Genomic DNA, 26,041 nt, shown 5'->3' with positions numbered 1-26,041 from the left:
ATTATGGGAACGGTACTGGAAACCAAAACTATTAATAAGCATTTCAGAAAACCCGTAGATTTTCATGTCCTAAAAGATATTAGCTTTAAGGTGAAAGAAGGGGAGTTTGCCTCCATTATGGGGAAGTCTGGTTCCGGAAAATCCACCCTGCTTTATATCCTTTCCACCATGGATACAGACTATGAAGGTGAGTTATATTTAAATGAGGAACTCATAACCGGGAAACCAAATAAGGAATTGTCGCAAATCAGGAACCGGCATATCGGTTTTGTATTTCAATTTCACTATCTGCTTTCGGAATTCACTGTCCTGGAGAATGTGATGCTTCCTGCTAAAAAACTGGCTGTCAAAAGCGATAAAGAAATTGAACATGATGCTATGGAAAAATTAAATATGCTGAACATCGGAAATTTGGCAAAAAAAAGGGCTTCAAGGGTATCTGGCGGAGAAAAACAACGTGTGGCTATTGCCAGAGCGCTTATCAATAATCCAGATATTTTGATGGGTGATGAACCGACAGGAAATCTCGACAGTTATAATGCCGAAAACGTTTTCCAAATATTTAAGAGGTTAAAAGAAGAGGAAGGACTTTCTTTATTGGTTGTCACACATGATTTAGATTTTGCAAAACGTACTGATCGGATCATAGAAATGGAAGATGGCACCATTCTTCACTAAATTTGAATTGTTAGTTCCTAAATTCAGGAATTAAAGCAAAGTATTGGAATAGTGACTAAGGTTTCCATTTTTTTTACAATGTCTTTATTAAAAATAGCAGCAAAGATACCCTTATTTACTCTTTCCAACATACCTAAAATATCTGCATTCTCATCTCTTATGTGCATCCTTAATCCCTGTTCAATGCTATTGGCCAGAACCATGTGAAAACTTATTTTTTTATATGCCACCTGAACTCTCAACAATTCTTTGAACCATTCCATTTGTTGCATAGTTGCGTATTCATCCCTTGTAGGAATATGAACTACTTCTATTTCGGCATTATAGCGTTCTGCTATAGTAGCCAATTTTTCTATTGCAATTATATCAGAAGATTCAAAATCACTTGCATAAGCAATCTTTTTTAGTCTTTTATAATTATAATGAGGCGGAATAATTAGTATTGGACACAGTTTCTTATCTATTAATTTATTAGCAATATTCCCACTAAAGAAACCCCGGGCAGAATGTTCATCTTTCATCCCTATGACCAGCAAATCAATATTTGCTTTACTTATTCTGTCAATAATTCCTTTGCTTATTGAAGAATTTTGAGCAACCTCATATGTTAGTTGATTTTTGCTTAGATTTTGGTTAAGATTTTTGTTGCAATAGTCTTCCAGTATTTCTTTATGCTCAATTATCGCCAATTTATTTAATTGTTCGGAAGGCCTTATGTTGGATGTTCTTACAGGTGGAATATCAAATATGTGAAATACAACGAGTTTGGCTTTTAAAGTTTCGCTGAGATTCATTGCGTAGTTTAAGGTTGAGATCGAATTTTTGCTACAATCCGTGGCATAAAGAATAGTGTCCATAACAACTCATTTAAAGATTTAGTCAATTTACCTCATTTTAGATCTGAATAATATGATATTGGTCACAAAAGTTACATGACTTATATCATAAAAATTAGCCTTTAACTGAACTACATTTAAGATCCAAACTAAAAGGGAATATATCATGGATAACAGCAATAAACCAACTCAGCAAAATACAATTGGAGAAGTAAACTGGCAAGAACTTTATATCCTTACAGATCATTGGAAGTCAGATCTGAACTTCTATAAAGATGACCTGAGGTTCTTACATCATCTAATAGATAAATATATTATTTGGATTACAAAAGACGACAACCTTAATATGGTACAAGAAATAAAGAAAAATCTTTTTGAGATTCGAAATATAAGTGTGGACTTAATGAAGGAAGTAACCTCACACCAGGGGAATTTGGGACTTATGGTAGAAAACCCGGTTCAGACTTCAAATCCCCAATTTATGAAAGATCATGAAGTCCTGGAAGATAAAATTTCCAAATTCGTTAAACTGTTCAGGTCCAATCGAAAAGAAATATTTAAGATAACAGAATACGTCATAGACAGCGAGGAATTACCAAATATTCTTAAAAACTAATTCCGTGCAATAATCTCTGCATATCCTCAGAAAACAGTTTTGATGATTGTTGAATTTAGATGCACTATGTAAGCACGATTAATCTTCAAAATAGAAATACTTCGTTATATTTGCACCGCAATTTTAGTAAAATGCCCACGTGGTGAAATTGGTATACACGCTACCTTGAGGGGGTAGTGTTCGAAAGGACGTGCTGGTTCGACTCCAGTCGTGGGCACAAAAAAACTGCTTCTGTTAAAACAGGAGCAGTTTTTCGTTTTAAGGAATATTCATATTTATAAACGCCTTACCCTTACATTTCTGAACCACACACCTGCACCGTGGTCCTGCAGAGCTAAATAACCATCATTAGTATTGCCGTAATCTGGATAATCATTCCATTTACCACTATTGCGTTTTTCTAACCAGTCTTGAGAGTTTTTATCAAATTCGACAATTTTTTTACCATTGAGCCAATGCTCGGCTTTACCTTTATTAAAAATTATCTTACTAGTGTTCCACTCCCCTACCGGCTTCAGGCTTTTATTTTCATTGGCTACATGCATGGCATAATTGGCACCGGTTTTTTGCCAGTCTTCAATGGGCTCTTCAAAACCTACATCATCCAATATCTGGTATTCCGGTCCGGTTTCATAAGGTGAGTGATATATCGTATCCTCCACTACGTGGTAAAAAGCACCGCTATTGCCCCCTTTAGATATTTTCCATTCAAAAGCAAATTCAAAGTTGTCATATGTTTCATTACTAATAATATCTCCTCCAACATCTCCTGCTTCTCCAAAACACTCAATAACACCATCCTTAATTGACCAATTTGATGGAAGAGAATCCTGGTTAAATCCTCTCCAGTTAGCCGGTTCCATAAGTTCAACCCATTCACCGGCTACTATATGATCTTCTTTTGAAGCGGGTGTTTCTGCTTTCTTCTTTTCTGTATTCTTACAGGCCCCAATTACGAGTGCCAAACCAATAATTACTATTCTCAGTTTCATAATCTTCAAAATTAAAGTAGTTTCATCCCAACGGGATCCCATTTTATAGCCTTGTCTAAAAAATAACTGTCATTGCAAGCTAAAGCAGGAGCCGCCGCACGATAACCAAAAACAGCGTCTTCAGATACAGCTTTACCTCCTCTGATAGCATTGAACCAATTAGAAAAATGATCATAATGGGCTCCTTTATAACCTTCCTCGGCCTCAAAAACTATTTCTTCCTGAGGAAGCATCTTTCTCCTTGAACTGGCACTTCCAGATTGCGACGCCTTGGCTTGTAAAAATGGGTCATTGTCAAATTGCTCATTATTTCTTCTTAAAATTACCTTACTCCATTGAACATCCATAGAACCCTCGCTACCAACAATTCTCAGATAAGTTGTTCCCGATGTTCCATCAACAAAATTACAACGCAATGAAAGATTAAAAGCAGGGTGTTCTTTTGAATCGGGATAATCGAATACGCCCAGAAGAACATCTGGTACTTCTCTGCCGTCTTTCCAATAGCGTAATCCTCCCGATGAATAAATTTGATTTGGTCCTTTTGATTTGGTAATAAAATGCAGGCTGGAAAAAAGATGTACAAACAAATCTCCTGACATCCCTGTGCCATAATCTTTATAGTTTCTCCATCTGAAAAAACGCGTAGCGTCAAAAGGTCGTTTATTGGTGTTCATTAAAAATGTATCCCAATCTACTGTTTCGGGTGATGCATCCTTGGGAATATTATATTGCCAGGCACCGGTTGGGCTTCTTCTGGCCCAAAAACCTTCTGCATAATTGATATCCCCGATTGCTCCCTGAGCCAACAACTCTTTGGCTTTTTCATTTCCAAGAGAAGACATTCCCTGACTACCCACCTGGAATACCATTCCCGTCTCATTCTGAGCTTTAATAACATCATGCCCTTCGTCTAGAGAATGAACCATAGGCTTTTCGCAATAAACATGTTTACCAGCACGCATGGCGTCTATTGAAATTTGTTTATGCCAATGATCGGGTGTTCCGATAATAACCGCATCTACATCTTTCCTGGCCAATATTTCCTTATACTGTTTGGTTGTGAATAGGTCTTTACCCCATCTTTCCTTGGCCCTTTCAAGATGACCATCATAAAGATCACAAACGGCAACTAATTTTACACCGTCGTGCTTTAAGGCTGTATTGGTATCCTCTGATCCCATGCCTCCTGCACCTATTAGAGCGATTTGTATATTACTGCTTGCGCTATATTTTTTTCTACTTAAATAAGAAATATGAGGTCTTGTTCCAGCACCAATGATTGCCGGTGTACTTGCCAAAGCCAATGTTCCGGCCCCAATTTTCTTTAAGAACTGCTTTCTGGTTTGAGTGGTTTTTTTTGACATAATATTTTACGTTAGCGAGGCTAAATATATCCATTTATAATAGAAATTTTTAAGTTTTAGTGTCATAAACTAAAAAAAACGATCACTTTACCGATTACTTTTGAAAAAATTAACTCAACTATTAAATATTTCCGTTTATAAAATTGTAAATTTGTTTAAACATTATTTATAATTAATGAACAATGTAAAAAGATCTTTTAGTATACGGGATTTGGAAAACCTGTCCGGTATTAAAGCACATACTATCCGAATCTGGGAAAAAAGATACGCGTTATTATCGCCTGAACGAACCAGTACTAACATTAGGACCTATAGCCTGGCAAGTCTTCAGAAACTACTCAATATTACCTTGCTCTATAAGAACGGTTATAAAATATCTAAAATCGCAAAAATACCAGAGATTGATATACCGGTTGTCGTCAGGGAGATTGTGGCCAAAAACAGTACGAAAAATCATGCAATCAATGCCTTCAAATTGTCGATGATTAACTTTGATCCGTCATTATTCCAAAATACCTATAATAACCTGCTTTCAGAAAAATCGTTTCGGGATATTTTTTGGGAGTACTTTATTCCTTTATTAAGTGAACTTGGGTTATTATGGCAGACAGATACCATTAGCCCTGCGCATGAACATTTTATTACTAATTTGATTAAACAGAAGATTTACACGAGTACGGAGAAATTACAGTTAATGGAACCTACTCAACATGATAAAATATTCGTTCTTTTTCTTCCTGAAAATGAAATCCATGAAATTGGCCTTCTATTTATTAATTATGAAATTCTTCTTCGTGGTTACAAAACTATTTATCTGGGACAGACTATGCCCTTGGAAAGCCTTGTAGACCTGCAAGCTTATTATAATAATATACATTACTTATCCTATTTTACTGTAGTACCAAACAAAGACAGATTAGGGAAATACATTGATGACTTTACAAAAATTATAAGCCAGAAAAATTCTAATTTGTGGATTCTAGGTAGGCAAATTCAACATATAAATAAAGAAAAACTTCCACCGCACATTCGTACCTTTGAATCTGTTGAACAATTGTCTAAAGCATTATAAGTTACTAATAGGTCTCCAACCCATGAATATCAACAAGCCATGAATATCAACAAGAAAAAAGTTGTAATCATTGGATCGGGGTTTTCATCCCTTTCTGCAGCCTGCTATCTGGCTAAAAAAGGCTTTAATGTTAGCCTTTTTGAAAAGAACGATACAGTTGGCGGAAGAGCCAGACAACTCATTACAGAAGGATTTACATTTGATATAGGCCCAAGTTGGTATTGGATGCCAGATATTTTTGATCGCTTCTTCGCAGATTTCGGTAAACAAACCTCAGACTATTATCAATTGGATAAATTAAGCCCTGCTTATAAAATCTTTTTTGAAGACGATATTATCACTATTGGGGACTGCATGGATAAAATTTGTGAGGAATTTGAACGAATTGAAAAGGGCAGTTCCAGGCATCTTAAAAAATTTATCGCCAAGGCACAAAGAAATTATGATATTGCCATCAATGAAATAGTCTATCGTCCCGGGCTTTCCCCGTTGGAGTTGGTAACGAAGGATACTATACTAAGAGTAGACCAGTTCTTTAAAACAATAAGTCAGGAAGTCCGAAAAAATTTTAAAAACCCGAAACTTATTTCCACACTGGAATTCCCGGTGTTATTTCTTGGTGCCAAGCCAAACAATACCCCTGCTTTCTATAGTTTTATGAATTTTGCAGATTTCGGACTTGGAACCTGGCACCCTAAAGGAGGAATGTACCAGATAATACTTGGAATGAAAAGTTTAGCCCTGGAGCTGGGGGTCATAATCCGAACAGATAGTCCAGTAGATAAGATCATTGTGCGGGAGGGTAAGGCAACGGGGATATTAGTGAATTCTGAAACAATAGATGCTGATATGGTATTAAGTGGTGCAGATTATCATCATACAGAAACCTTATTGGACAGCTCTTATCGGCAATATTCTGAAAAATATTGGCAGAGAAAAACCTTTGCACCTTCTTCTTTACTCTTCTTTATAGGATTTGACAAAAAATTAGAAAATATTGAACATCATAATTTATTTTTTGACACAGATTTTAGTGAGCATGCCTCAGAAATTTATGACAATCCAAAATGGCCTACCAGGCCTTTGTTTTATGCAAACTTCCCCTCAGTAACAGATAAAAGTATGGCACCCGGTAACAATGAAACTGCTTTTTTCCTGATTCCGATAGCTCCGGGATTAGAGGATACACCAGAACTTAGGGAACAATACTTTGATATTGTTTTGAAAAGATTCCAGGAACGGACTGGCCAGAGTGTAGAAAATAATATTATATTTAAAAAATCGTTTTGTGTAAATGACTTTAAAGAACAGTATAATTCTTATAAAGGAAATGCTTATGGCATGGCAAATACATTATTACAAACGGCTTTTTTGAGACCAGGATTGAAGAGCAAAAAAATTAATAATTTATTTTTCACCGGCCAATTAACGGTACCGGGGCCAGGAGTTCCTCCTTCTTTAATTTCGGGAAAATTAGTTTCTGAATTAATGGAGAAAAATAATTAATAGCAAGTAAATGAAAGCTATTTTCGATGATATTTCCTTTGAATGCAGCAAAATTGTAACCCAATCTTACAGTACATCCTTTTCGCTCGCTACAAAAATGTTGTCCTCTTCGATAAGGAGAGACATATACAACATATATGGTTTTGTTAGATGTGCGGACGAAATAGTCGATGCCTTCCATGACTATGACAAAGAAACATTGTTCAACAAATTTGAAGAGGATCTTGAGACAAGCTTAAAAAATAAGATAAGCCTAAATCCCATATTAAACGCCTTCCAACATACTTACCATAAATACAAAATTCCACATCATTTGGTTAGTTCATTTATGAAAAGTATGAGAATGGATCTCAATAAAAGCGTGTATAGTACGGAAGCAGAATTTAAAGAATATATTTATGGATCTGCCGACGTTGTGGGTCTAATGTGTCTTCGTGTTTTTGTAAAAGGGGACGATGATCGCTATGAAACCCTTAAAGATTCTGCCATGGCTTTGGGGTCTGCCTTTCAAAAGGTTAATTTTCTCAGGGACCTCAAGGCAGATTACGAACATTTAAACCGTTCATATTTTCCAAATACAAACCTTCTGGAATTAGATGAAAGGTCTAAACTGAGAATTGTTGAAGAAATAAAAGCTGATTTTAAAGCAGGTTATGACGGAATAGTTCAACTACCTAATGAAGCAAAATTTGGTGTTTATACGGCCTATAAATATTATTATAAATTGCTGCGTAAATTACAAAAAACACCATCAACGGAAATAAAAAACGCCAGAATACGGGTGCCTAATTATCAAAAATTCGGACTTCTTGCCAAGTCCTATGTAAATTATAAACTGAACTTATATTAAAATGAAAATTGTAATTTGGATCCTTATTTTCCTGGCTACTTTTGGTTTCATGGAATTTATGGCCTGGTTTACTCACAAGTACATAATGCATGGTTTTTTATGGAGTTTACACAGTGACCATCATAAAAAAGATCATGATTCCTGGTTTGAACGGAATGATGCTTTTTTTATTTTTTATGCGGTTGTTAGTATGACCTTCTTTTATTTAGCTACATATACTTCCTTTTGGTATGGTTGGCCTTTAGGCTTCGGTATCATGGCATATGGTGCTGCGTACTTCATGGTTCATGATATTTTCATTCATCAGCGCTTTAAAATGTTCAGAAATGCCAATAACTGGTATGCTAAAGGTGTGCGCAGAGCACATAAAATGCATCATAAGCATTTAGGCAAAGAAGATGGAGAGTGTTTTGGTATGTTGATTGTTCCTTTTAAGTATTTTAAGAAATAAATGTTCCTAATTTATCATCCAATAAAATAGTCAGTTCCTTCGTTTCCGAAATCTTACAATTATTTTAGAAGATCATCCAATAAAATATGAACACTTTCTGCGTTCCAATCAGCAGATCCTGTCTCTGCCATAACAATATTCCCTTTTTTATCAATAATAAATGTCGTTGGTAAAGCTGCAGAATATAGGGTTTTTGGTGTAAAGCCAGATTCGAAATAAACCGGTAAACTATAATTCTTCTTCAATATGAAGTTAGACACCCTTTCTTTTTTATCTCTGGCAATAAACAAAAATGTAACCTTTTCCCCATACGCGTCATATAACAGTTGTAAATCGGGCATTTCAGCAACACAAGGTGGACACCAGGTAGCCCAGAAATTGATAAATAAGACCTCTCCCTTGTGGTCTTCCAGATTTACTGTATTACCTTTTGTATTCACCAGTTTAAAATCATAATCCTCTAAAAACTGTTGAGCTCTCTCTTCAACCGGAACAGGATTGTGAGATATTAACCTGTTAAGATAAACCTTGGCGTGAAAACCTATCGGTGTAAAAAAATAAAGCGCCAATAATAGTATAATAGCAATATTGAATAGCTGTGTCTTTTTTAATTTCACTTCTAATTTATTAGTTCATTGAGGAGATTGTAGATTGTTTTATTATCCCAATCGGCAATACCTTCTTGCTTTACCCTAATATAGCCCTTTTTATCAATTATATATGACGATGGCGGCTCAAGAATAGTTAATGGTGCTCCTTCACCAATAATAAGATAAGTAACCGGAAAAGTAAGTTTATGCTCTTTCATGAATTCCTCTACTGGAAGCCTCTCCTCATCAGTTATTATATAAAAATCAACCTTATCCTTATATTTATTATAAAGATTCTGGATACTTTTCAGTTCTGCTGCACAGGGCAGTCGCCAGGAGGCCCAGAAATTTATAAAAACCACATTCCCTTTTGATTTCTCAAAGTTAAAGAATTCCCATTTTGCATTTTTTAACTTCCAGTTATAATCTGCAATTTGATGTTGTTCACCAACTTCAATTACCTCCGGGCGAAAGGAAAATATTTGGTTCAATAAAATTTTACCATGATACCCCAATGGGGTCACAAAAAAAGAAAGCACGAAAGCCATGAATAGTATATTGAGTATGGTTTTCTTACTTATTTTCATTCAATATAGTTTGTCAAAACTAAATAACTCCCGAGGAATATCGGGAGTTATATTATTTGATTTCAGATACAAATTATGCCGCATTTTCTTTCTTTATCACATTTAGAGCAGAACCTTCGTGGAACCATTCAATCTGTGGCAGATTATAGGTGTGTTTCGTTTGGATTAAATCCTTGGTGCCATCCCCATGTACAACTTCAATAGTCAATGGTTTATCCGGAGCAAATTCTTTAATATCAATGAAGTTAAAGGTATCATCTTCCTGGATAAGGTCATAATCATGTTCATTAGCAAAAGTCAATGCTAACATCCCCTGTTTTTTCAGATTGGTTTCGTGAATACGGGCAAAAGATTTAACAAGGACCGCTGCTACTCCCAAATGCCTGGGTTGCATAGCAGCGTGTTCACGTGAGGATCCTTCGCCATAATTGTGACCACCAACCACAATGGTCTTTATACCCTTGGCTTTATACGCTCTCTGTGTATCTGGTACACCGCCATATTCTCCACTTAATTGGTTTTTTACAAAATTGGTCTTTTTGTTAAAGGCATTTACAGCGCCTATCAATGTATTATTAGCAATATTATCGAGGTGTCCTCTGTATCTTAGCCATGGACCAGCCATAGAAATATGATCTGTGGTGCATTTTCCAAATGCTTTGATAAGAAGCTTCATATTTTGAAGACTCTCTGGGGTAATAGCTGCAAAAGGCTCTAAAACCTGCAATCTTTCGGAATCTATAGCCACTTTTACCTCAACCCCACTCCCATCTTTATCTGGAGCGAGATACCCTGCATCATCAACCTCAAAACCTTTTGGAGGTAATTCAATTCCTTCAGGTTCTTTTAATTTGATTTGATCACCGTCTTCATTCAATAATGTATCATTCATCGGATCAAAATCAAGTCTTCCTGAAAGGGCAATAGCTGCTACCATTTCCGGTGAGCCGACAAAGGCGTGTGTATTTGGATTTCCATCGGCCCTTTTTGAAAAGTTTCGATTAAATGAATGTACAATAGTATTTTTCTCCTCTCCTTTGAGATCACTTCTGTCCCACTGACCTATACAAGGCCCGCAAGCATTTGTAAATATAGTTGCGCCCAGATTTTCAAATATCTGTAATAAGCCGTCTCGTTCAGCCGTATATCTGATTTGTTCTGATCCTGGGTTAATTCCAAAATCAGACTTAGGTTTTATTTTATTGTCAACAGCCTGTTGTGCAATAGATGCAGCACGTGTAAGGTCTTCATAGGAAGAATTGGTACATGACCCAATAAGCCCCCAGTCAACCTGAATAGGCCAATCATTTGTCCTGGCTTTAGGGCCTAGTTCGCCAACCGGCGTTGCCAAATCTGGTGTAAAAGGACCGTTAAGATACGGTCTTAGATCATTTAAATTAATTTCTATAAGTTCATCGAAGTACTTTTCCGGCTCTGCATAGACCTCTGAATCTGCAGTCAGATACTCCTTTACCTCATTTGCAGCATCCGCAATATCACTTCTGTCTGTTGCACGAAGATATCTTTCCATAGAATCATCATAACCAAAGGTGGAGGTAGTAGCCCCAATTTCTGCACCCATATTACATATTGTGCCTTTGCCGGTGCAGGAGAGATTCTTAGCACCTTCCCCAAAATATTCTACAATTGCTCCGGTTCCTCCTTTTACGGTCAGAATACCAGCAACTTTTAATATCACATCCTTAGCGGAAGTCCAACCAGAAATCTTACCTGTGAGTTTAACACCAATTAATTTTGGGAACTTAAGTTCCCAGGCCATTCCTGCCATTACATCAACGGCATCTGCTCCTCCAACACCAATGGCTAACATTCCCAAACCTCCTGCATTAACAGTATGTGAATCTGTCCCTATCATCATCCCGCCTGGAAAAGCATAGTTTTCCAAAACCACCTGATGGATAATACCAGCTCCTGGCTTCCAAAAACCTATTCCATACTTATTTGAAACCGATTCCAAAAAGTTGAATACCTCAGCACTTGTACTATTGGCAGTTCTTAAATCAATAGCCGCCCCGCTCTTAGCCTGGATTAAATGATCGCAATGAACCGTAGTGGGAACTGCAACCTTAGGTTTGCCTGCCTGCATGAATTGCAGAAGTGCCATCTGGGCAGTGGCATCCTGACAAGCGACTCTATCCGGCGCAAAATCTACGTAATCCTTACCTCGTTTAAAAGCACTTGTAGGTGTACCTTCCCAAAGATGAGCATATAATATTTTCTCGGAAAGTGTTAAGGGTCTTCCAACTATATCACGAGCCTTGTCAATACGTTCCGCCATATTGGCGTAAACCCCCTTAATCATGTCAATATCAAATGCCATTTGTTTGAGTTTTTTCTTTTATTTGAATTCCGTAAAATTAGTAAAATACGAGTGGTATAGGAAATTTTTAGAATAGGATTATATATTTAATGTGCTTATAAGATCACTTTATTTTTCAATCCTTCCTACCTTGAGAAAAACAGGAAATCGGATTTCCTTTTTTTCATTCTCATTCCACTCGTTTCTCAGGCTGTTAATCAATTCTGGAATGGGGTTATAACCATTATTGGCTTTCATAAAGTTTTTAACACTGGACCATGTCTTTAAATATCCTTTCAATTGATTTAAATCCCAATAATGCGCCATTATCATTTCGCGATCTTCATTAATTTGTTTAAAATTAAATGGAATTGTTTCGTAGGAAAGATCTATATGTTTCCTTTCAACATTCCAATATGACCCGATAGTCTCTTTATAAAAGATATTTATTTGCTCATCTATTGGGGGTGTTATCTTGCACAGGCCATAGCCCCAAACTGCCAAAACAGCTTCATTTTTAGCTACTCTTAGTATTTCTCTTTGAAATGCTTCGAAATCAAACCAATGTATTGCCTGAGCAACCGTGATTAGATCAAATTGATTATCCTCAAATCCACTTTGCTCTGCTCTTACCTTTTTATAAATAATGTTTTTTTCCTTTACTGCGCTATCCAGTTGATTCTGGCTTATGTCAGTTGCATAAACGTGGGTGAAATATTTAGAAAGTTTAAGGGCTACCTGTCCATTGCCTGTGCCACAGTCCCAACAGTTCTCCTTTGTATTAACGAATCGTAAAATTTCCGAATAAAGTTCCGTGGGATAGGAAGGTCTATACTTTTTATAGGATTCAGACTGATGCGAAAAATGATCATGTACTTTCTTCATAGAATGTCCATGATATTATGTTAAAGAAGTTTATTTATGATATCTTCTTCTGAGATACCTTCGGCCTCTGCCTTATAATTCTTAATTATTCTATGTTTGAGAATTCCCATTGCCACAGCCTGCACATCTTCTATATCCGGGGAGTACTTGCCATTAATGGCAGCGTGAGCTTTGGCCCCTAAAATAAGGTTCTGAGAAGCTCGTGGTCCGGCACCCCAATCCAGGTATTGTTTTACAAAATCCGAAGAAGTCTCTAATCCCGGTCGGGTGCTGCTTACCAATTTTACCGCATAATCCACAACATTATCCGGAACGGGTATTCTTCTAACCAAATGCTGGACTTCTAATATCTCCTCTGCATTCAATAAGGAAGTCACTTCAGGAAATTCATCATTCGTAGTTGTTTTTACCACTTGTGTTTCCTCCTCAACAGATGGATATTTTAACTCTATTGCAAACATAAAGCGATCGAGCTGCGCTTCTGGAAGGGGATAAGTACCTTCCTGTTCAATAGGGTTTTGTGTGGCGAGAACAAAATATGGCCGGGAAAGTTTATGTTGTACTCCTGTAATTGTCACTGCCCTTTCCTGCATTGCCTCCAAAAGAGCTGCTTGTGTTTTAGGTGGTGTCCTATTAATCTCGTCTGCCAGAATTATATTGGCAAAAATAGGGCCTTTAATAAATTTGAAATTCCTATTCTGATCTAATATCTCACTTCCTAAAATATCACTGGGCATCAGATCAGGTGTAAACTGTATCCTTTTAAAATCGAGCCCTAAAGTTCTGGCAATTGTATTTACCATTAAAGTTTTGGCTAATCCGGGAACACCAATTAGCAAGGAATGACCCCCTGTATATATAGATAAAAGAATTTGGTCAATTACCAAGTCCTGGCCTACAATTATCTTAGCTATTTCTTTTCTTAAAGCCTTATGTTTGGCTACTAAATTGTTGATTGCTGTAACGTCAGACATCCGATTATTCCTTTACCCATTTATTGGCGAATTCACAATCTCTATTTTCTCCGCCAACACTTACATAAGTATCTGAAATATGATCATTAAGCCATTTCCTAATGGTAGTAAACTGCTTGTCTCTTAATGCAAGTTCCTGAATTTTAATATAGTCCTGGGCAAAATTTGCCTCGTGCTCATCATATCTATTAGAAACCATCAGAATCTTATACTTGGGAGGACCTCCATTTGGATCCTGCTCCAGTGTAGGTTGCGATATTTCGTTGTCTTTTAAGTTCCTTACCTGATTATATAGTGATGGATCCATCTTAGTAAGTTCAAAATGCGAGTCAAAATTAATAGGATTTCTTAATAACCCTCCGTCGAACTTAGTTTCTTTTTCATCTGAAAAATTCAATGCCGCTTCGGCGAATGTATATTTACCATCCATTAACTGCTTTCTTATGGTATCTAATTCAACTCTTGCTTTATCAATAGAAGATTGAGGTATCTCTGGTTGCAACAGAATATGACGCAAGTCCAGTTCCTGGCCTCTTATCTTCTCAATATATATAATATGGTACCCAAAAGCAGTTTCAAATGGTTCAGAAATTTCTCCCTGGCGCAAGCTAAAAGCCACATCCTTAAATTCTTTTACAAAAGGTGTTTCCCTTGTCATACTATAAAAACCCCCTTTGGACTTGGAGCCAGGATCCTGTGAATATAATATTGCTTTTACGCTAAAACTGGCATCATTATCTTCACAATCCGCTTTTATTTCATTTAACTTATTAATTGTTTTTTGTTTTTCCTCTTCAGGTATTTCAGGTATTTTAACTATCTGCGAAATTTCAAGTTCTGCGCCAAAAACAGGTTTTTCATCCTCGGGAATTTTATTAAAAAATTGTCTTACTTCCTCAGGTGTCACTTCAATTTCACTGATAATTTTTTGCTGCATTTTCTCCGAAAGCATTCTCAACTTATTAATATTGTACAATTCCTCCCGGAAATCTTCAACACTTTCCTTATTGTAAAATTTAAGGACTTTTTCCATAGATCCTACCTGCTGCACCAATTGTTGCATTTGACGATCACTGGTAGAATTTACCTCATCATCAGACACCAAAATACTGTCCTGCACAGCTTGATGGGCATATAAACGGTCTTCCATTAATTTACCCAATAAACCACAGTGTGTAATATCGTCCATAGCAGCTCCCTGGCTACGCAAGTCTATCAGTGTTTTGTCAATATCGGAATCCAGAATCAGGTAATCCCCTACTACCGCCGAAATCCCATCCAGCTTTATTTTCTTAAATGTGTTTACAGTATCCTTTTTTACTTCAATATCAGCTACCACAACCGTTTCTGGCGGTTCTATTTGAGTATCAGGGATAGAATCATATTCCTGTGCTTGTACACTGACCAAAACAATAAAAAAGCATAAAACAAACGGTATGCTATTCCTGTTTGTCATAAACTTCAAATACTTTTTCCTTAGTTGCTTCATCTATAATTTCTGTTTCCAGTTTTCTTATGTAGTCTAATTTTCTTCTATTAAGAAGTACCTGTCTTATGGTAGGTTCGACGTAAGAGAGTGGCGCAATTTCATTTACGCCAAGCACATCGTTTATCTTTGTCAAATATACCCCCATTGCATCCTCTAATTCAAAAAATTGTGATTTTTTTAAGTATCTGTCTTCATTATCAATATTCAAGGGAGGTATTTCTTCAATCACCCGAGACGCAGGAACCCAAAGTGAGTCATTAAAATTTAGTTTTTTAAATTGCACCCCAATTGAATCCAAATATCTAATATCTTCCTCATTAAATCGCTTTAAGCTCTCTGTCACTTCTTTGGTATTAAGAAATTGTAAGGGTAATTCAATAAACCTGAGTTTAATGATTTTTTCCTTGAGCTTAAAATTCTCTTTCTCTTCTTCGTAAAACCTGCTTAATTCTCCTTGAGAGATCACTGTATCCTTTACCTGATTAACCAAAGCCTCTTTATAGGCCCTGGTATATAGATCTGTGCGGTAATTAGAGACTAATTGTTCAAATTCCGAAACCTTTTCATCGGGTAAATTAATCTTGGCTTTTTCCAGGAGTATCTGCTTTGTTGCCCAATTATTTATGTAATTGGTAACCATAGATGCACTATCCTGTTTTGTAATATTATCACCAAGAACAACTGCAACCTCATCCCAATACAAATAAGTATCCCCTACCCTGGCCAATGGTTCTTCATTAACATCATTCTTCAAAAATGAATTACACGAAAATAAAAAGAAAACCAAAATAGCAATTCCTGTATATATTCTTATATTTTTTGTCAGTAGGTATAAAAAACGCATTCGACAAAAATAAGAATTCAATTCTGCTGGGCAAGTAATAACATTATGGATTAACAGATTTTTAGTACCTCCATATTTTTATTTAGTACATTAGTAGAGCTAACCACCTTATTATCATGAAGTATACTACTGAAATAATCATCGATCTATCCCTTGACGAGGTACATAAAAAGTTGGATAATCCTGAAAATATGAAACATTGGCAGGAAGGGCTTTTGGGCTACAAACAATTATCTGGAGAGCCCACAAAAGAAGGTGCAAAAATGGAATTGTATTATAAAATTGGAAAACGAGAGGTGACGATGGTTGAGACCATCTTAAAGAATAATTTTCCTTATGAATTCCATGCTACCTATGATGCGAAAGGTGTTCATAATATTCAAAAAAATACTTTTGAAGTTATTAATGACCATACTACCAAATGGATTTCGGAGTCAGAATTTGAATTTTCGGGATTTATGATGAAAATAATGGGTTTTATAATGCCTGGTGCATTTAAAAAACAGTCAATAAAATATTTAGGCGATTTTAAAGCATTTGCTGAGAAAGGGTTCTCGGTGACCAAATAAAATAACAAGAATAATTGTGAGTAGAAAAATTAAATTAATCTGGGATTTCAGAGGCCCTACAGCAAAAGAAGTTGCCAGACATCACGAAAAGCATTTGAAAGATTATATCGCTGCTGAAAATCTGAGCCCAAATATTACAGGCAATACAGAGTTAAGTTCTATGCACAGCATTGCCTACATGGTGGTCGAAGAAGTTAATATGACAGGTGTACGTGATGCCCTAATACCGCATAGGGGTGAAGTTTATTCAGAATAACCCAACTAAATATACCGTGAATTGAAAGCTTTAAAACTAACTATTCTTGTACTATTCTTATTCTCACTGGCATGTAATTCCAAGAGTAAAGAAAATAACCCAATGGCATTGGTTTTGACCTCTCAAAACACATCAATCCGAAAAGTTATTGATCGTGTTGATCAATATGAAGTCCAAATACTTTATACCCAAATAGATCGAAGTAATGATAGTATTATCCTAACTGATTATGAATTTCAGTTGGATGATATGAAATACTTCTATCCTGCCAGTACTGTTAAATTACCAATTGCCGTTCTTGCCCTGGAGAAATTAAATTATACAGATTCTTTAAATAGAGATACCCGGTACTACATTGAAGGAGATTCAGTTGAAAATACTTTTGCAGAAGACATCTCCAAAATATTTGCTGTTAGTGACAATCATGCAAATAACAGATTACTTGAATTTCAGGGACAGGACGATATTAATACTAGACTTAGCAACAAGGGTATAAATCCTGTGAGAATTTCGCACAGACTAGGTGTGCATTCCGATGATGTAACTACCAAGCCGCTTATATTATATATAAATGACAGTACAACCGGAACATCAACATCTATAATAAATACAGAACCTACGCCCCTTGATTTAGTAGGAATAAGAAAGGGCGTTGGGTATTACGAAAATGACTCGTTGCTCAATGAACCTTTCGATCTTAGTTATAAGAATTATTATCCAGTAGGTTCACAGCACGGAGTATTGAAAAGAATAATATTTCCGGAATTATTTAACAAAAATGAAAGGTTTAATCTAAGTAACGATCAAAGAGAGTTTCTTTTAACGACGATGCATACATTACCTAAAGATGTAGGATATGATCCTACAGAATATTATGACGGTTATTGCAAATTTTTTATGTATGGAGATTCAAAAGAAAATATTCCCGAAAATATAAAAATATATAATAAAGTAGGATTTGCCTATGGTACCCTAACCGATTGCGCTTATATAACAGATAAAAAAAACAAGGTAGAATTTATGCTTACCGCAACCATTTTAGTCAATAAAGATGGGGTTTTCAACGACGATAAATATGAATATGATGAGATAGGTATTCCCTTTTTAGCGGCCCTTGGAAGGGAATTTTACAACTATGAATTAAAACGAAAAAAATAAGTCATGAGTACACTTAGTTTTGATTCATTCACTAAGAACTAATGGGTTGCCCATAAAGGTCGAAATCTGCCGCATCTGTAATTTCGAGTTCTACGAATTCACCTATTTTAACGTAGAAGTTCCTTGCATCGACCAAAACTTCATTATCCACATCTGGAGAATCATATTCCGTTCTTCCTATAAAATAATTTCCTTCCTTACGATCAATGATACAACGAAAGGTTTTACCTATTTTTTCCTGGTTTAACTGCCATGAAATACCGGATTGAAGCTCCATAATCTCATTCGCCCTATTTTGTTTCACCTCTTCTGGCACGTCGTCTTCCAGTTTATAAGCATGCGTATTCTCTTCATGGCTATAGGTAAAACAACCGAGTCGTTCAAATCGCATTTGTTCTACCCAGTTCTTTAAAGTCATAAAATCTTCTTCCGTCTCACCAGGATAACCAACAATTAGTGTAGTTCTGATGGCCATATCCGGAACCATTTGCCTAAAATCTTTTAAAAGCGCGGTAGTTTTGGCTTTGGTAGTTCCTCTGCGCATGCTCTTAAGGATAGGATCCGAAATATGTTGCAACGGTATGTCAAGATACTTGCAGATTTTTGGTTCATTCTTCATTACCTCAAGCACATCCATAGGAAAACCTGTTGGAAAGGCATAATGAAGGCGAATCCATTCTATTCCTTCCACCTTAGCAAGTTCTTTTAATAATTCGGCCAGGTTTCTTTTTTTATACAGATCAAGTCCGTAGTAAGTTAAGTCCTGGGCAATTAGTATTAATTCTTTGACCCCATTAGATGCCAGCTTTTGAGATTCCATAACCAATTCCTCTATGGGCTTACTCTTGTGTTTACCTCGCATTAAAGGTATAGCACAAAAAGAACAAGGTCTGTCACAACCTTCAGCAATCTTTAAATAGGCATAATTTTTGGGTGTGGTTGTTAAGCGTTCCCCAATTAATTCGTGTTTATAATCGGCGCCCAGGGCCTTTAGTAAATTTGGCAAGTCACTGGTTCCAAAATATTCATCCACATCAGGAATTTCCTTTTCCAGATCCGGTTTATAACGCTCACTAAGGCATCCTGTAACAAAAACTTTATCTACCTCTCCTGCCTGTTTTTTAACTACATATTCCAAAATGGTATTCACGCTTTCCTCTTTGGCATTTGCAATAAACCCGCAGGTATTTATAACAACTATATTCCCTTCCTCTTCATGAACCACCTCTTTTTTATTCGCTCTGAGCTGTCCCATAAGAACCTCAGAGTCATAGACATTTTTTGAACATCCAAGAGTAACAACATTTATTCTGTTCTTCTTTACCGACTTCGTTCGCATGGGTTTTCTTTAGCCGTGCAAAAATACAATACAATAGAAGAAGAGCAGCCATTTAACAAGAATTCTTCTCATTTCTCGTTAAACCATTAATAATAGCATTGGTCTAACTTGAAATTAAAACCAAATGAAATCTAAAATTCAAGGACTATTTTTAATTTTAGTACTCCTGGGCTGTTTGTCCTGCGACAATAAATCCAATGATTTTTCAGACATATTAATTGAAGAAAACGGTCCGGATCAAAACCCCGGCCCTTCCTTATATTTTCCAGGAACCAACTCTGATGATTGGGAAACTGAAAGTCTTGAAGAATTGGGTTGGAATTCCATTGCGGAACAGGAACTAATAGATTTCCTGCAGGAAAAGGATACCAAAGCATTTATCATATTAAAAGACGGCAAAATTGCCTTAGAGGAATACTTTGGGACTTTTACCAAGGACAGTCTCTGGTATTGGGCTTCAGCGGGAAAAACACTCACTGCATTTACAGTTGGGATTGCCCAGGAGATGGAGTTGCTGGATATAAATGAAAAAAGTTCCACCTATCTTGGTGAAGGCTGGACCTCAGCGCCTATGGATAAAGAAAATATGATTACTATAAAGAATCAATTGTCCATGACGAGCGGCTTAAAGGATACGGCCTTTGATTGTGTTACTGCTGATTGCCTGGAATATGAAGCCGATGCGGGTAGCCGTTGGGCCTATCAAAACGGGCCTTATACACTATTACAAAATGTGGTAAGTGTAGCAGCAAACACTTCATTTAGTAATTTCTTCAATACTAACTTGAGAAACAGAATTGGAATGAATGGCTTCTGGTTATCCACGAATGGTTTGAACAATGTATATTTTAGTTCGGCCAGAAGTATGGCTCGGTTCGGTTTGCTTAATTTGAATAATGGTATTTGGGATGGAGATACCATTTTAGGGGATCCGGATTATATTTCAGAAATGAAAAATACGTCTCAAGGGCTAAACAAATCTTATGGATATCTATGGTGGCTCAACGGGAAAGAGAGCTATATGGCGCCCTCATTGCAAGTAGTAATTGACGAACCGCTAATTTCCAATGCACCAGCAGATACTTATTCTGGCCTGGGTAAAAATGATCAAAAATTATATATAGTTCCCAGTAAGGGTCTTGTAATAGTCAGAATGGGCGATAATACGGGGGAGAACTTGCTTGGGCCATCTAGTTTTGATAATGCCCTTTGGGAAAAGATTATGAACCTTATAAACTAAAAATACTTTCTTTCAGAATTAGCATATTTTTTTTAACTATTCTATCAATTTATTGTATAGGTTAACTGGAGATTAATTCCAATGTCTTCATTAGATAAAGAACTTTCAGGAGGATTACTATCATAAGTGTAGTAAAAATTAACACCCACCTTAAAATTACTATCCATTAAACTAATGCTTGGGGTCAGGTTAAGGCTTGCTCTAGTTCTTGAGTCACCGGTAAAATATGGTATGTAATTTATATTGGACCTTAAAGAGATTTTTGGCCTAGTATATTTAAATATATCATAAGCCAAACGTATTGTTCCTGCAAGATCTTGAATTGCTTGTTTATTGGCATCAAAAGAAGTTTCACTAACAGTACTCAAAGCCCCGGCCAGATAGAGTCTACTCCATGTGTTATAGGTAATATCCTTCAATGCCCCCAAGCTTAAAGTATATCTGCGTTTTATTCCCAATTGCAAATTCTGGCTGGTCCCAAGGCTTACAAGAGAAGACCAATGATTATTAAATAAACGCTGCCACGCTAGAAAAGTTTCCGAGTTCCTGGTAATTGTGCTATCATTCTGAAAAGACAAATTTAGATTCCAGGTTAAAATTAAATCATTTTTCTTTTTTCTGAAATCTAAATCTCCAGAAAAGGCTACTGTAGTTAAATTGCTGCTTTTTGCATAGTTGGCGCCGAGGCTCACATTTCCACTAAATCTCATCCAAAAACTCCCTTTAATGGGATGAATTTCAACAATATCATCAATTTTTATTGATACTTTCTCGCTTCCATTTGTAATAATTACTTCCCCAGTACTATCAGAAGCTTCAAAAGAAGAAAAATAAATGAGTCCATTTTTCAGTACTATTTCAAACTGTTTTTTAGAAATAATAGAACTCACAAAAGGTTCTTCAACATTTATTGTTCCCATACCGTCCATTTTCCATGTAATGATGCCGTATTCCATTTTTTTTAAATCTCCTTTAAGCACATTACCGTTAACATGAACAATAGTGTCTGTTTTTTGGGCGAGACTTTCCAGCTGTGTAGTCATCGCTACTACTAGAAAAAGAATAATATGTACTGTAGTCTTATTCAAATTTTTGGTTTTGCAATTGTACTTCTTAAGATTTGAAGCGTCAATTACGTCTGGTTTACATTCTTTTTGGAAAAGATAAGAAATTCCAGATTTAATTATATCCCTTTGGCAGTTTTCTAATTTTTATAGCTGCTTCAAATACGCGACCTAGTTGAAGTAAGTTACGCTCATGAAAAGGCTTTGCAATAAATGTAAGGCTTATGGGTTCCAGGCTTTCCTTATATCCCATGGGAATTGTTAATGCCGGATATTTTGCCACAGCAGCATAGCCAGCATGGTAATTGTTAATGGATAAAATAGCATCCAAATTTTCATGATCCATAGCGGTATCGAAAAATAGTCTTCCATTTTTCTCCAATCTACTTTTAATAACTTCCAGTTCTTCTAATGTTGTAGAATCTTTAAGAATGCTATCAAAAATGGATTGCCCGTAAGGAATACGTAATAAGGAATCAGCTAAATTAAATTCAACAATATCCTTAAGGTTTCTCATAGGAATTAACTCTTTATTTTGGGCGTTTTCTTTAAGGTATTTCGGAAGATCATTTTTCATATCAATATTGAGAAGCGTTAGAAACCCATCCATGGATACTTCTGGTGCAGTATACTCAATTATTTCAGCCCCCAGGTCTCTCAGATTATTAGCCGTATTCAAATAAATAGAATCCGTTTCCAGCAAATCTTTGAATACCCCTAAACGTTTTCCCTTCAGGCTTCCTGAATCCTCAACAGCCTCAACAAAATCTTCAGTGGTACTAACTGACTTTTCATCAGCTGCATCCTTGCCCGTCATTGCTGATAATAAGATCGCATTATCCACAACATTCTTAGTCATTGGTCCGGGAGTATCAAGTGTACTGGAAATTGGCACAATGCCCGTCCTGCTTAAAAGTCCAATTGTTGGTTTTAACCCAACGACGGAATTCTGACTCGATGGAGAAAGAATAGATCCGGAAGTCTCCGTGCCAACAGCCGCCACTGCGTAGTTCGCGGCAATTGCAGTTCCGCTTCCTGCACTGGAACCTCCTGTTTCAAAAACTCGCCTGCCATACGGATTTAGTGTTTGACCACCAATAGCGCTGTAACCTAAAGGACAGCCATTACACATATAATAGGCCCATTCACTAAGATTAACTTTACCCAATATCAAAGCCTTGTTTTTCTTTAATTGCCTAACAATAAAAGCATCTTCAGTTTCATTATCCTTCAGAGCAATTGATCCTGCCGTTGTATTCATCCCGGCTGTGCCAATATTATCTTTAAGAAGAATGGGCATACCAAAAATTTGATGACGGTCTTCCGAAATTAAATTGTCCAGCTCCCTGGCTTCTTCTACTACATTTTCATTTAATGCGATTATAGTATTTAATGTAGTGCTGCTATCCAGCTCAAAACGATAAATTCTATAAAGATAAAACAGAACTAATTTTTCATAGGTCAATTTTCCCTCCTTTATATGTGCTTGAATAGTGGGTATATCCTGTTCAAGAATTAAAGGTTTTAATTGTTCATATTCACTATTGGACATTTTAACTACTTCGTGATATAGTGGTCTGAAGATTTCATTTTTATCAGATACCCTGGATTGTATTAGCTTAAAACGCATACGGGCTTTCTCATTTGTCTGGCTTGCGGCCACTTCAGAGGAATCATTATAGGGTTCCCAAAGTACTACAGAGGAATAATCTATTTTCTTAGTTTCCTTGCAAGAGCTGATTAATAGTAGCCCAAGTAGGAAAATTAGCTTTTTCATTGTTTTATATTTACTTGTTTGGTGCTCCAAATAGAGATGTTTTGTTCATTCATACGAACAAATTCATCTTTCCCTTCCTTCTGTGCTAATTCCATTGATTTTTTTGCAGAATTTATGGCGCTTGAATAATCTTCTAAAGCAGCTTCAACCAAAGATTTAACCCTATAAAAATAATAGGTATCCCCTCCTATTTCAATCGCTTTATCCAGGTATGAAAGTGCCTCCTTATATGATTTTCCCTGTTCCTGCAGATAGCGTGCCGCCTCATAATAGGTTTGAGCAGAGGGGTCTTTTGCGATACTCAAGGTAATTACCTGCCTCATTTTGGTATCAGTATCCACGGATATGGGGATTTTTATAAGTGTATGCTCCCAAATCCAAAGCATATTGATGGCATTGTGGTCAATTTGATCAAAAGTAATCAGGAAATTTTCCTGATAATTAGGAATTTCTTGTGGTTTTATCATTATCCTGAAAGCATCTTCATTTGGGTCATAAGCTTTTCTTCCATCACCCCAATGCTCCGTATTTTTGTGAAAAACTACGTCCCAGTAATCTTTGTAGGGAAAGGCATAAAGCGCATAAGTGCCTTTAGGTAAATTATTACCCATAATAGTTAGGTCAGTATCTGCAGTAAATTTGGTCGACTCATTCGCGCCAACACGCCAAATACGCCCATAAGGAATAAGACCGCCAATTACTTTTCTTCCTTTTGCTCCGGGCCTGGAATAGGCAACCGTGATTCTGGTTAGTCCAACATCCTGTTCCAGTTTTGCAAACGGACTAGCTTTAGGAGCCTCAATTTGTGCAACAAGTACTGTTGGTAAGAATGTAAAAAATATGAAGATTAAACATTTCAATTGGCTATACTAAAGAATGAATCCACAAATTCAAATTTATTAAATACCTGAAGATCTTCTATTCCTTCGCCCACACCAATATATTTAACCGGAATTTGAAACTGATCTGATATACCAATTACTACTCCTCCTTTGGCCGTACCATCTAATTTTGTTACAGCTAACGAGGTTACTTCCGTAGCCTTTGTAAATTCCTTGGCCTGTTCAAATGCGTTTTGACCGGTGGATCCGTCGAGTACCAAAAGTACTTCATGTGGCGCATCATCAATGACTTTTTGCATAACGCGTTTTACCTTGCCAAGTTCATTCATTAAGTTGACTTTATTATGCAATCTGCCGGCGGTATCAATTAAAACAACATCTGCACCCTGGGTAAGGGCTGAGCTCAAAGTATCAAAAGCCACGGAGGCAGGGTCGCTACCCATTTTTTGTTTCACTAAAGGGACGTCCACACGATCTGCCCATACCTGCAACTGATCTATTGCAGCCGCCCTAAAAGTATCGGCAGCACCAACTACTACTTCTAATCCTTGTTTTTTAAACTGATAGGCCAGTTTTCCAATTGTGGTTGTTTTACCTACCCCGTTAACTCCAACAACCATAATCACATATGGTTTTTTGTCTTTGGGCACACTAAATTCTTCCTCTTCACCCACATGAGTTTCTGACAATAAGCCAGCTATTTCTTCACGCAGAATACTATTAAGTTCATCTGTACCCATGTATTTATCCCTGGAAACCCTGGCTTCTATTCGTTCAATAATTTTGAGCGTAGTAGCCACTCCTACATCAGAGGTCACTAAAACTTCTTCGAGATTATCCAAAACGTCATCATCTACTTTGGATTTACCCGCTACTGCCTTGCTTAGTTTGGATAAAAAACTGGTTTTAGTTTTCTCTAATCCTTTGTCTAATGTTTCTTTTTTCTGGGATGTAAATATTTTTTTAAATAAGCTCATGTTACCTCAAAAAGTCGTTAGACAAATATATGAAATTAAAAAAGCCGCTCTCAATAGAAAGCGGCTCAGAACTCAATTTTAGTTAGTTTGTTACTTCTTATTCAACCATTCGTTCACCATTTCTGGTGGCATAACAGATTCTACAAAAGTATAGGCACCTGTTTTAGGTGATTTTACCATTTTTATAGCTTTGGTAAGTCTTTTAGAACTAGATTGTAAACTTGCTACCGTCTTCTTTGCCATGCTTTCTTATTTTATCTCTTTGTGAACAGTCATTTTCTTGAGAATAGGATTAAATTTTTTAACCTCTAACCTATCAGGGCTATTCTTCTTGTTCTTGGTTGTAATATATCTGGATGTTCCCGGCATACCAGAGTTTTTATGCTCTGTACACTCCAATATCACCTGAACTCTGTTTCCTCTTTTTGCCATCGTATTCTATATATTGAAGGATTATTTAATCAATCCTTTAGCTCTAGCTTCCTTTAAAACAGCAGATATGCCTTTTTTGTTTATCGATTTAAGAGCCCTTGTAGAAACCTTCAAAGTGATCCATCTATCTTCTTCCGGAATATAAAAACGTTTCTTGGAAAGATTTACATCAAATCTTCTCCTTGTTTTATTGATAGAGAATGATACATTATTCCCAAACATAGCTCTCTTTCCGGTAAGTTCACAAACTTTTGACATTACGCTATTTTTTACTTGATTTTAAACAGGGTGCAAATTTAATTCATTTTTGTGTGATGGACAAAATTCTCT

Annotated in this window: 28 protein-coding genes and 1 tRNA gene; 11 read left to right on the top strand and 18 right to left on the bottom strand. The window is 36.4% G+C overall.

The window, feature by feature from the left end; translation table 11 throughout:
- The first annotated feature begins 3 nt into the window (after positions 1–3).
- On the top strand, positions 4–678 hold the full coding sequence (locus tag ABJH90_RS00340) for an ABC transporter ATP-binding protein (protein WP_348139512.1): 675 nt from the start codon (positions 4–6) through the stop codon (positions 676–678).
- A gap of 23 nt (positions 679–701) precedes the next feature.
- On the opposite strand, the gene ABJH90_RS00335 is transcribed toward ABJH90_RS00340, so the two are convergent.
- Positions 702–1,535 (bottom strand): universal stress protein, encoded by an 834-nt coding sequence (locus ABJH90_RS00335; protein WP_348139510.1) that lies wholly within the window; start codon positions 1,533–1,535, stop codon positions 702–704.
- Positions 1,536–1,680: 145 nt separating this feature from the next.
- On the opposite strand from ABJH90_RS00335, the gene ABJH90_RS00330 reads away from it, so the two are divergent.
- Positions 1,681–2,130 (top strand): hypothetical protein, encoded by a 450-nt coding sequence (locus ABJH90_RS00330; protein WP_348139508.1) that lies wholly within the window; start codon positions 1,681–1,683, stop codon positions 2,128–2,130.
- Positions 2,131–2,263: 133 nt separating this feature from the next.
- Positions 2,264–2,347, top strand: a tRNA-Leu gene (locus ABJH90_RS00325).
- A gap of 58 nt (positions 2,348–2,405) precedes the next feature.
- Here the strand turns inward: ABJH90_RS00325 and ABJH90_RS00320 are convergent.
- The gene (locus tag ABJH90_RS00320) at positions 2,406–3,122 is read right to left on the bottom strand and encodes a DUF1080 domain-containing protein (protein WP_348139506.1); all 717 of its coding nucleotides are present in this window, start codon (positions 3,120–3,122) and stop codon (positions 2,406–2,408) included.
- An 11-nt stretch (positions 3,123–3,133) separates the two neighbouring features.
- Entirely contained in the window at positions 3,134–4,489 is a 1,356-nt protein-coding gene (locus ABJH90_RS00315) for a Gfo/Idh/MocA family oxidoreductase (protein WP_348139504.1), read from the bottom strand.
- A 175-nt stretch (positions 4,490–4,664) separates the two neighbouring features.
- On the opposite strand from ABJH90_RS00315, the gene ABJH90_RS00310 reads away from it, so the two are divergent.
- The 4 genes from ABJH90_RS00310 to ABJH90_RS00295 are packed head-to-tail and all read left to right on the top strand — an operon-like array spanning position 4,665 to position 8,368.
- Positions 4,665–5,561, top strand: a complete 897-nt coding sequence (locus ABJH90_RS00310; protein ID WP_348139502.1) for a MerR family transcriptional regulator — start codon at positions 4,665–4,667, stop codon at positions 5,559–5,561.
- A gap of 39 nt (positions 5,562–5,600) precedes the next feature.
- Entirely contained in the window at positions 5,601–7,067 is a 1,467-nt protein-coding gene (crtI, locus tag ABJH90_RS00305; RefSeq protein WP_348139500.1) for a phytoene desaturase family protein, read from the top strand.
- Between the two features lie 10 nt (positions 7,068–7,077).
- Positions 7,078–7,917 (top strand): phytoene/squalene synthase family protein, encoded by an 840-nt coding sequence (locus ABJH90_RS00300; RefSeq protein ID WP_348139498.1) that lies wholly within the window; start codon positions 7,078–7,080, stop codon positions 7,915–7,917.
- A gap of 1 nt (position 7,918) precedes the next feature.
- Positions 7,919–8,368 (top strand): beta-carotene hydroxylase, encoded by a 450-nt coding sequence (locus tag ABJH90_RS00295; protein ID WP_348139495.1) that lies wholly within the window; start codon positions 7,919–7,921, stop codon positions 8,366–8,368.
- A gap of 59 nt (positions 8,369–8,427) precedes the next feature.
- On the opposite strand, the gene ABJH90_RS00290 is transcribed toward ABJH90_RS00295, so the two are convergent.
- The 7 genes from ABJH90_RS00290 to ABJH90_RS00260 all read right to left on the bottom strand — a co-directional run bounded on the left by ABJH90_RS00290 (position 8,428) and on the right by ABJH90_RS00260 (position 16,057).
- A complete protein-coding gene (locus tag ABJH90_RS00290) occupies positions 8,428–8,985 on the bottom strand; it encodes a TlpA disulfide reductase family protein (protein WP_348139493.1) in 558 nt (185 codons plus the stop codon).
- 2 nt (positions 8,986–8,987) lie between these two features.
- Positions 8,988–9,545 carry a TlpA disulfide reductase family protein gene (locus ABJH90_RS00285; protein ID WP_348139490.1) on the bottom strand — a complete coding sequence of 186 codons (558 nt, stop codon included), beginning with the start codon at positions 9,543–9,545 and terminating at the stop codon, positions 8,988–8,990.
- Positions 9,546–9,618: 73 nt separating this feature from the next.
- Positions 9,619–11,886, bottom strand: coding sequence for an aconitate hydratase (locus ABJH90_RS00280; protein WP_348139488.1), 2,268 nt, complete (start codon positions 11,884–11,886; stop codon positions 9,619–9,621).
- Between the two features lie 108 nt (positions 11,887–11,994).
- The gene (locus ABJH90_RS00275; protein ID WP_348139486.1) at positions 11,995–12,750 is read right to left on the bottom strand and encodes a class I SAM-dependent methyltransferase; all 756 of its coding nucleotides are present in this window, start codon (positions 12,748–12,750) and stop codon (positions 11,995–11,997) included.
- 20 nt (positions 12,751–12,770) lie between these two features.
- The gene (locus ABJH90_RS00270) at positions 12,771–13,724 is read right to left on the bottom strand and encodes a MoxR family ATPase (RefSeq protein WP_348139483.1); all 954 of its coding nucleotides are present in this window, start codon (positions 13,722–13,724) and stop codon (positions 12,771–12,773) included.
- A gap of 4 nt (positions 13,725–13,728) precedes the next feature.
- Positions 13,729–15,213: a peptidylprolyl isomerase gene (locus tag ABJH90_RS00265; RefSeq protein WP_348139480.1), complete on the bottom strand. Its 1,485-nt coding sequence runs from the start codon at positions 15,211–15,213 to the stop codon at positions 13,729–13,731.
- Positions 15,164–16,057 (bottom strand): peptidyl-prolyl cis-trans isomerase, encoded by an 894-nt coding sequence (locus ABJH90_RS00260; protein ID WP_348139478.1) that lies wholly within the window; start codon positions 16,055–16,057, stop codon positions 15,164–15,166. The genes ABJH90_RS00265 and ABJH90_RS00260 overlap by 50 nt, the downstream gene beginning before the upstream one ends.
- Positions 16,058–16,173: 116 nt before the next feature.
- Between ABJH90_RS00260 and ABJH90_RS00255 the strand changes: the two genes are divergently transcribed.
- From ABJH90_RS00255 to ABJH90_RS00245, 3 genes are read left to right on the top strand one after another with little or no spacing between them, the layout of a single operon-like run.
- The gene (locus ABJH90_RS00255) at positions 16,174–16,626 is read left to right on the top strand and encodes an SRPBCC family protein (RefSeq protein ID WP_348139476.1); all 453 of its coding nucleotides are present in this window, start codon (positions 16,174–16,176) and stop codon (positions 16,624–16,626) included.
- A gap of 16 nt (positions 16,627–16,642) precedes the next feature.
- The gene (locus tag ABJH90_RS00250; RefSeq protein WP_348139473.1) at positions 16,643–16,882 is read left to right on the top strand and encodes a hypothetical protein; all 240 of its coding nucleotides are present in this window, start codon (positions 16,643–16,645) and stop codon (positions 16,880–16,882) included.
- Positions 16,883–16,903: 21 nt separating this feature from the next.
- Positions 16,904–18,040: a serine hydrolase gene (locus ABJH90_RS00245; protein WP_348139471.1), complete on the top strand. Its 1,137-nt coding sequence runs from the start codon at positions 16,904–16,906 to the stop codon at positions 18,038–18,040.
- Between the two features lie 31 nt (positions 18,041–18,071).
- Here the strand turns inward: ABJH90_RS00245 and rimO are convergent, their stop codons facing one another.
- Positions 18,072–19,379 carry a 30S ribosomal protein S12 methylthiotransferase RimO gene (gene rimO / locus ABJH90_RS00240; RefSeq protein WP_348139469.1) on the bottom strand — a complete coding sequence of 436 codons (1,308 nt, stop codon included), beginning with the start codon at positions 19,377–19,379 and terminating at the stop codon, positions 18,072–18,074.
- A gap of 124 nt (positions 19,380–19,503) precedes the next feature.
- Here rimO and ABJH90_RS00235 point away from each other — a divergent pair, with 124 nt between their 5' ends.
- Positions 19,504–20,619, top strand: coding sequence for a serine hydrolase (locus ABJH90_RS00235; protein ID WP_348139467.1), 1,116 nt, complete (start codon positions 19,504–19,506; stop codon positions 20,617–20,619).
- Between the two features lie 44 nt (positions 20,620–20,663).
- Here ABJH90_RS00235 and ABJH90_RS00230 read toward each other — a convergent pair whose 3' ends face one another.
- The 7 genes from ABJH90_RS00230 to rpmB form a co-directional block, all read right to left on the bottom strand.
- Complete coding sequence (locus ABJH90_RS00230) at positions 20,664–21,707, bottom strand: DUF481 domain-containing protein (RefSeq protein WP_348139465.1); 1,044 nt, start codon at positions 21,705–21,707, stop codon at positions 20,664–20,666.
- 91 nt (positions 21,708–21,798) lie between these two features.
- The gene (locus tag ABJH90_RS00225; protein WP_348139463.1) at positions 21,799–23,460 is read right to left on the bottom strand and encodes an amidase family protein; all 1,662 of its coding nucleotides are present in this window, start codon (positions 23,458–23,460) and stop codon (positions 21,799–21,801) included.
- Positions 23,457–24,320 (bottom strand): DUF2911 domain-containing protein, encoded by an 864-nt coding sequence (locus tag ABJH90_RS00220; protein WP_348139460.1) that lies wholly within the window; start codon positions 24,318–24,320, stop codon positions 23,457–23,459. Before ABJH90_RS00220 ends, ABJH90_RS00225 begins: the two co-directional genes overlap by 4 nt.
- On the bottom strand, positions 24,317–25,279 hold the full coding sequence (gene ftsY / locus ABJH90_RS00215; RefSeq protein ID WP_348139458.1) for a signal recognition particle-docking protein FtsY: 963 nt from the start codon (positions 25,277–25,279) through the stop codon (positions 24,317–24,319). Before ftsY ends, ABJH90_RS00220 begins: the two co-directional genes overlap by 4 nt.
- Positions 25,280–25,369: 90 nt before the next feature.
- Positions 25,370–25,522: a DUF4295 domain-containing protein gene (locus ABJH90_RS00210; protein ID WP_299163915.1), complete on the bottom strand. Its 153-nt coding sequence runs from the start codon at positions 25,520–25,522 to the stop codon at positions 25,370–25,372.
- A gap of 6 nt (positions 25,523–25,528) precedes the next feature.
- Positions 25,529–25,711, bottom strand: a complete 183-nt coding sequence (rpmG, locus tag ABJH90_RS00205; RefSeq protein WP_297704838.1) for a 50S ribosomal protein L33 — start codon at positions 25,709–25,711, stop codon at positions 25,529–25,531.
- A 21-nt stretch (positions 25,712–25,732) separates the two neighbouring features.
- Positions 25,733–25,969 (bottom strand): 50S ribosomal protein L28, encoded by a 237-nt coding sequence (gene rpmB / locus ABJH90_RS00200; RefSeq protein ID WP_019670388.1) that lies wholly within the window; start codon positions 25,967–25,969, stop codon positions 25,733–25,735.
- Between the last annotated feature and the right edge of the window lie 72 nt (positions 25,970–26,041).

The organism is Eudoraea sp., from assembly GCF_039969275.1.
GTDB lineage: Bacteria > Bacteroidota > Bacteroidia > Flavobacteriales > Flavobacteriaceae > Eudoraea.
Note: the sequence above shows the minus strand (reverse complement) of the source record. Positions and strands in the feature narration are given on the sequence as shown.

Excerpts from the sequence above, each read along its gene's own strand:
- ABJH90_RS00340 (WP_348139512.1), top strand. The coding sequence starts at position 4 with ATGGGAACGGTACTGGAAACCAAAACTATTAATAAGCATTTCAGAAAA.
- ABJH90_RS00335 (WP_348139510.1), bottom strand. The coding sequence starts at position 1,535 with ATGGACACTATTCTTTATGCCACGGATTGTAGCAAAAATTCGATCTCA.
- ABJH90_RS00330 (WP_348139508.1), top strand. The coding sequence starts at position 1,681 with ATGGATAACAGCAATAAACCAACTCAGCAAAATACAATTGGAGAAGTA.
- ABJH90_RS00320 (WP_348139506.1), bottom strand. The coding sequence starts at position 3,122 with ATGAAACTGAGAATAGTAATTATTGGTTTGGCACTCGTAATTGGGGCC.
- ABJH90_RS00315 (WP_348139504.1), bottom strand. The coding sequence starts at position 4,489 with ATGTCAAAAAAAACCACTCAAACCAGAAAGCAGTTCTTAAAGAAAATT.
- ABJH90_RS00310 (WP_348139502.1), top strand. The coding sequence starts at position 4,665 with ATGAACAATGTAAAAAGATCTTTTAGTATACGGGATTTGGAAAACCTG.
- crtI (WP_348139500.1), top strand. The coding sequence starts at position 5,601 with ATGAATATCAACAAGAAAAAAGTTGTAATCATTGGATCGGGGTTTTCA.
- ABJH90_RS00300 (WP_348139498.1), top strand. The coding sequence starts at position 7,078 with ATGAAAGCTATTTTCGATGATATTTCCTTTGAATGCAGCAAAATTGTA.
- ABJH90_RS00295 (WP_348139495.1), top strand. The coding sequence starts at position 7,919 with ATGAAAATTGTAATTTGGATCCTTATTTTCCTGGCTACTTTTGGTTTC.
- ABJH90_RS00285 (WP_348139490.1), bottom strand. The coding sequence starts at position 9,545 with ATGAAAATAAGTAAGAAAACCATACTCAATATACTATTCATGGCTTTC.
- ABJH90_RS00280 (WP_348139488.1), bottom strand. The coding sequence starts at position 11,886 with ATGGCATTTGATATTGACATGATTAAGGGGGTTTACGCCAATATGGCG.
- ABJH90_RS00275 (WP_348139486.1), bottom strand. The coding sequence starts at position 12,750 with ATGAAGAAAGTACATGATCATTTTTCGCATCAGTCTGAATCCTATAAA.
- ABJH90_RS00270 (WP_348139483.1), bottom strand. The coding sequence starts at position 13,724 with ATGTCTGACGTTACAGCAATCAACAATTTAGTAGCCAAACATAAGGCT.
- ABJH90_RS00265 (WP_348139480.1), bottom strand. The coding sequence starts at position 15,213 with ATGAAGCAACTAAGGAAAAAGTATTTGAAGTTTATGACAAACAGGAAT.
- ABJH90_RS00260 (WP_348139478.1), bottom strand. The coding sequence starts at position 16,057 with ATGCGTTTTTTATACCTACTGACAAAAAATATAAGAATATATACAGGA.
- ABJH90_RS00255 (WP_348139476.1), top strand. The coding sequence starts at position 16,174 with ATGAAGTATACTACTGAAATAATCATCGATCTATCCCTTGACGAGGTA.
- rimO (WP_348139469.1), bottom strand. The coding sequence starts at position 19,379 with ATGCGAACGAAGTCGGTAAAGAAGAACAGAATAAATGTTGTTACTCTT.
- ABJH90_RS00235 (WP_348139467.1), top strand. The coding sequence starts at position 19,504 with ATGAAATCTAAAATTCAAGGACTATTTTTAATTTTAGTACTCCTGGGC.
- ABJH90_RS00225 (WP_348139463.1), bottom strand. The coding sequence starts at position 23,460 with ATGAAAAAGCTAATTTTCCTACTTGGGCTACTATTAATCAGCTCTTGC.
- ftsY (WP_348139458.1), bottom strand. The coding sequence starts at position 25,279 with ATGAGCTTATTTAAAAAAATATTTACATCCCAGAAAAAAGAAACATTA.
- ABJH90_RS00210 (WP_299163915.1), bottom strand. The coding sequence starts at position 25,522 with ATGGCAAAGAAGACGGTAGCAAGTTTACAATCTAGTTCTAAAAGACTT.
- rpmG (WP_297704838.1), bottom strand. The coding sequence starts at position 25,711 with ATGGCAAAAAGAGGAAACAGAGTTCAGGTGATATTGGAGTGTACAGAG.
- rpmB (WP_019670388.1), bottom strand. The coding sequence starts at position 25,969 with ATGTCAAAAGTTTGTGAACTTACCGGAAAGAGAGCTATGTTTGGGAAT.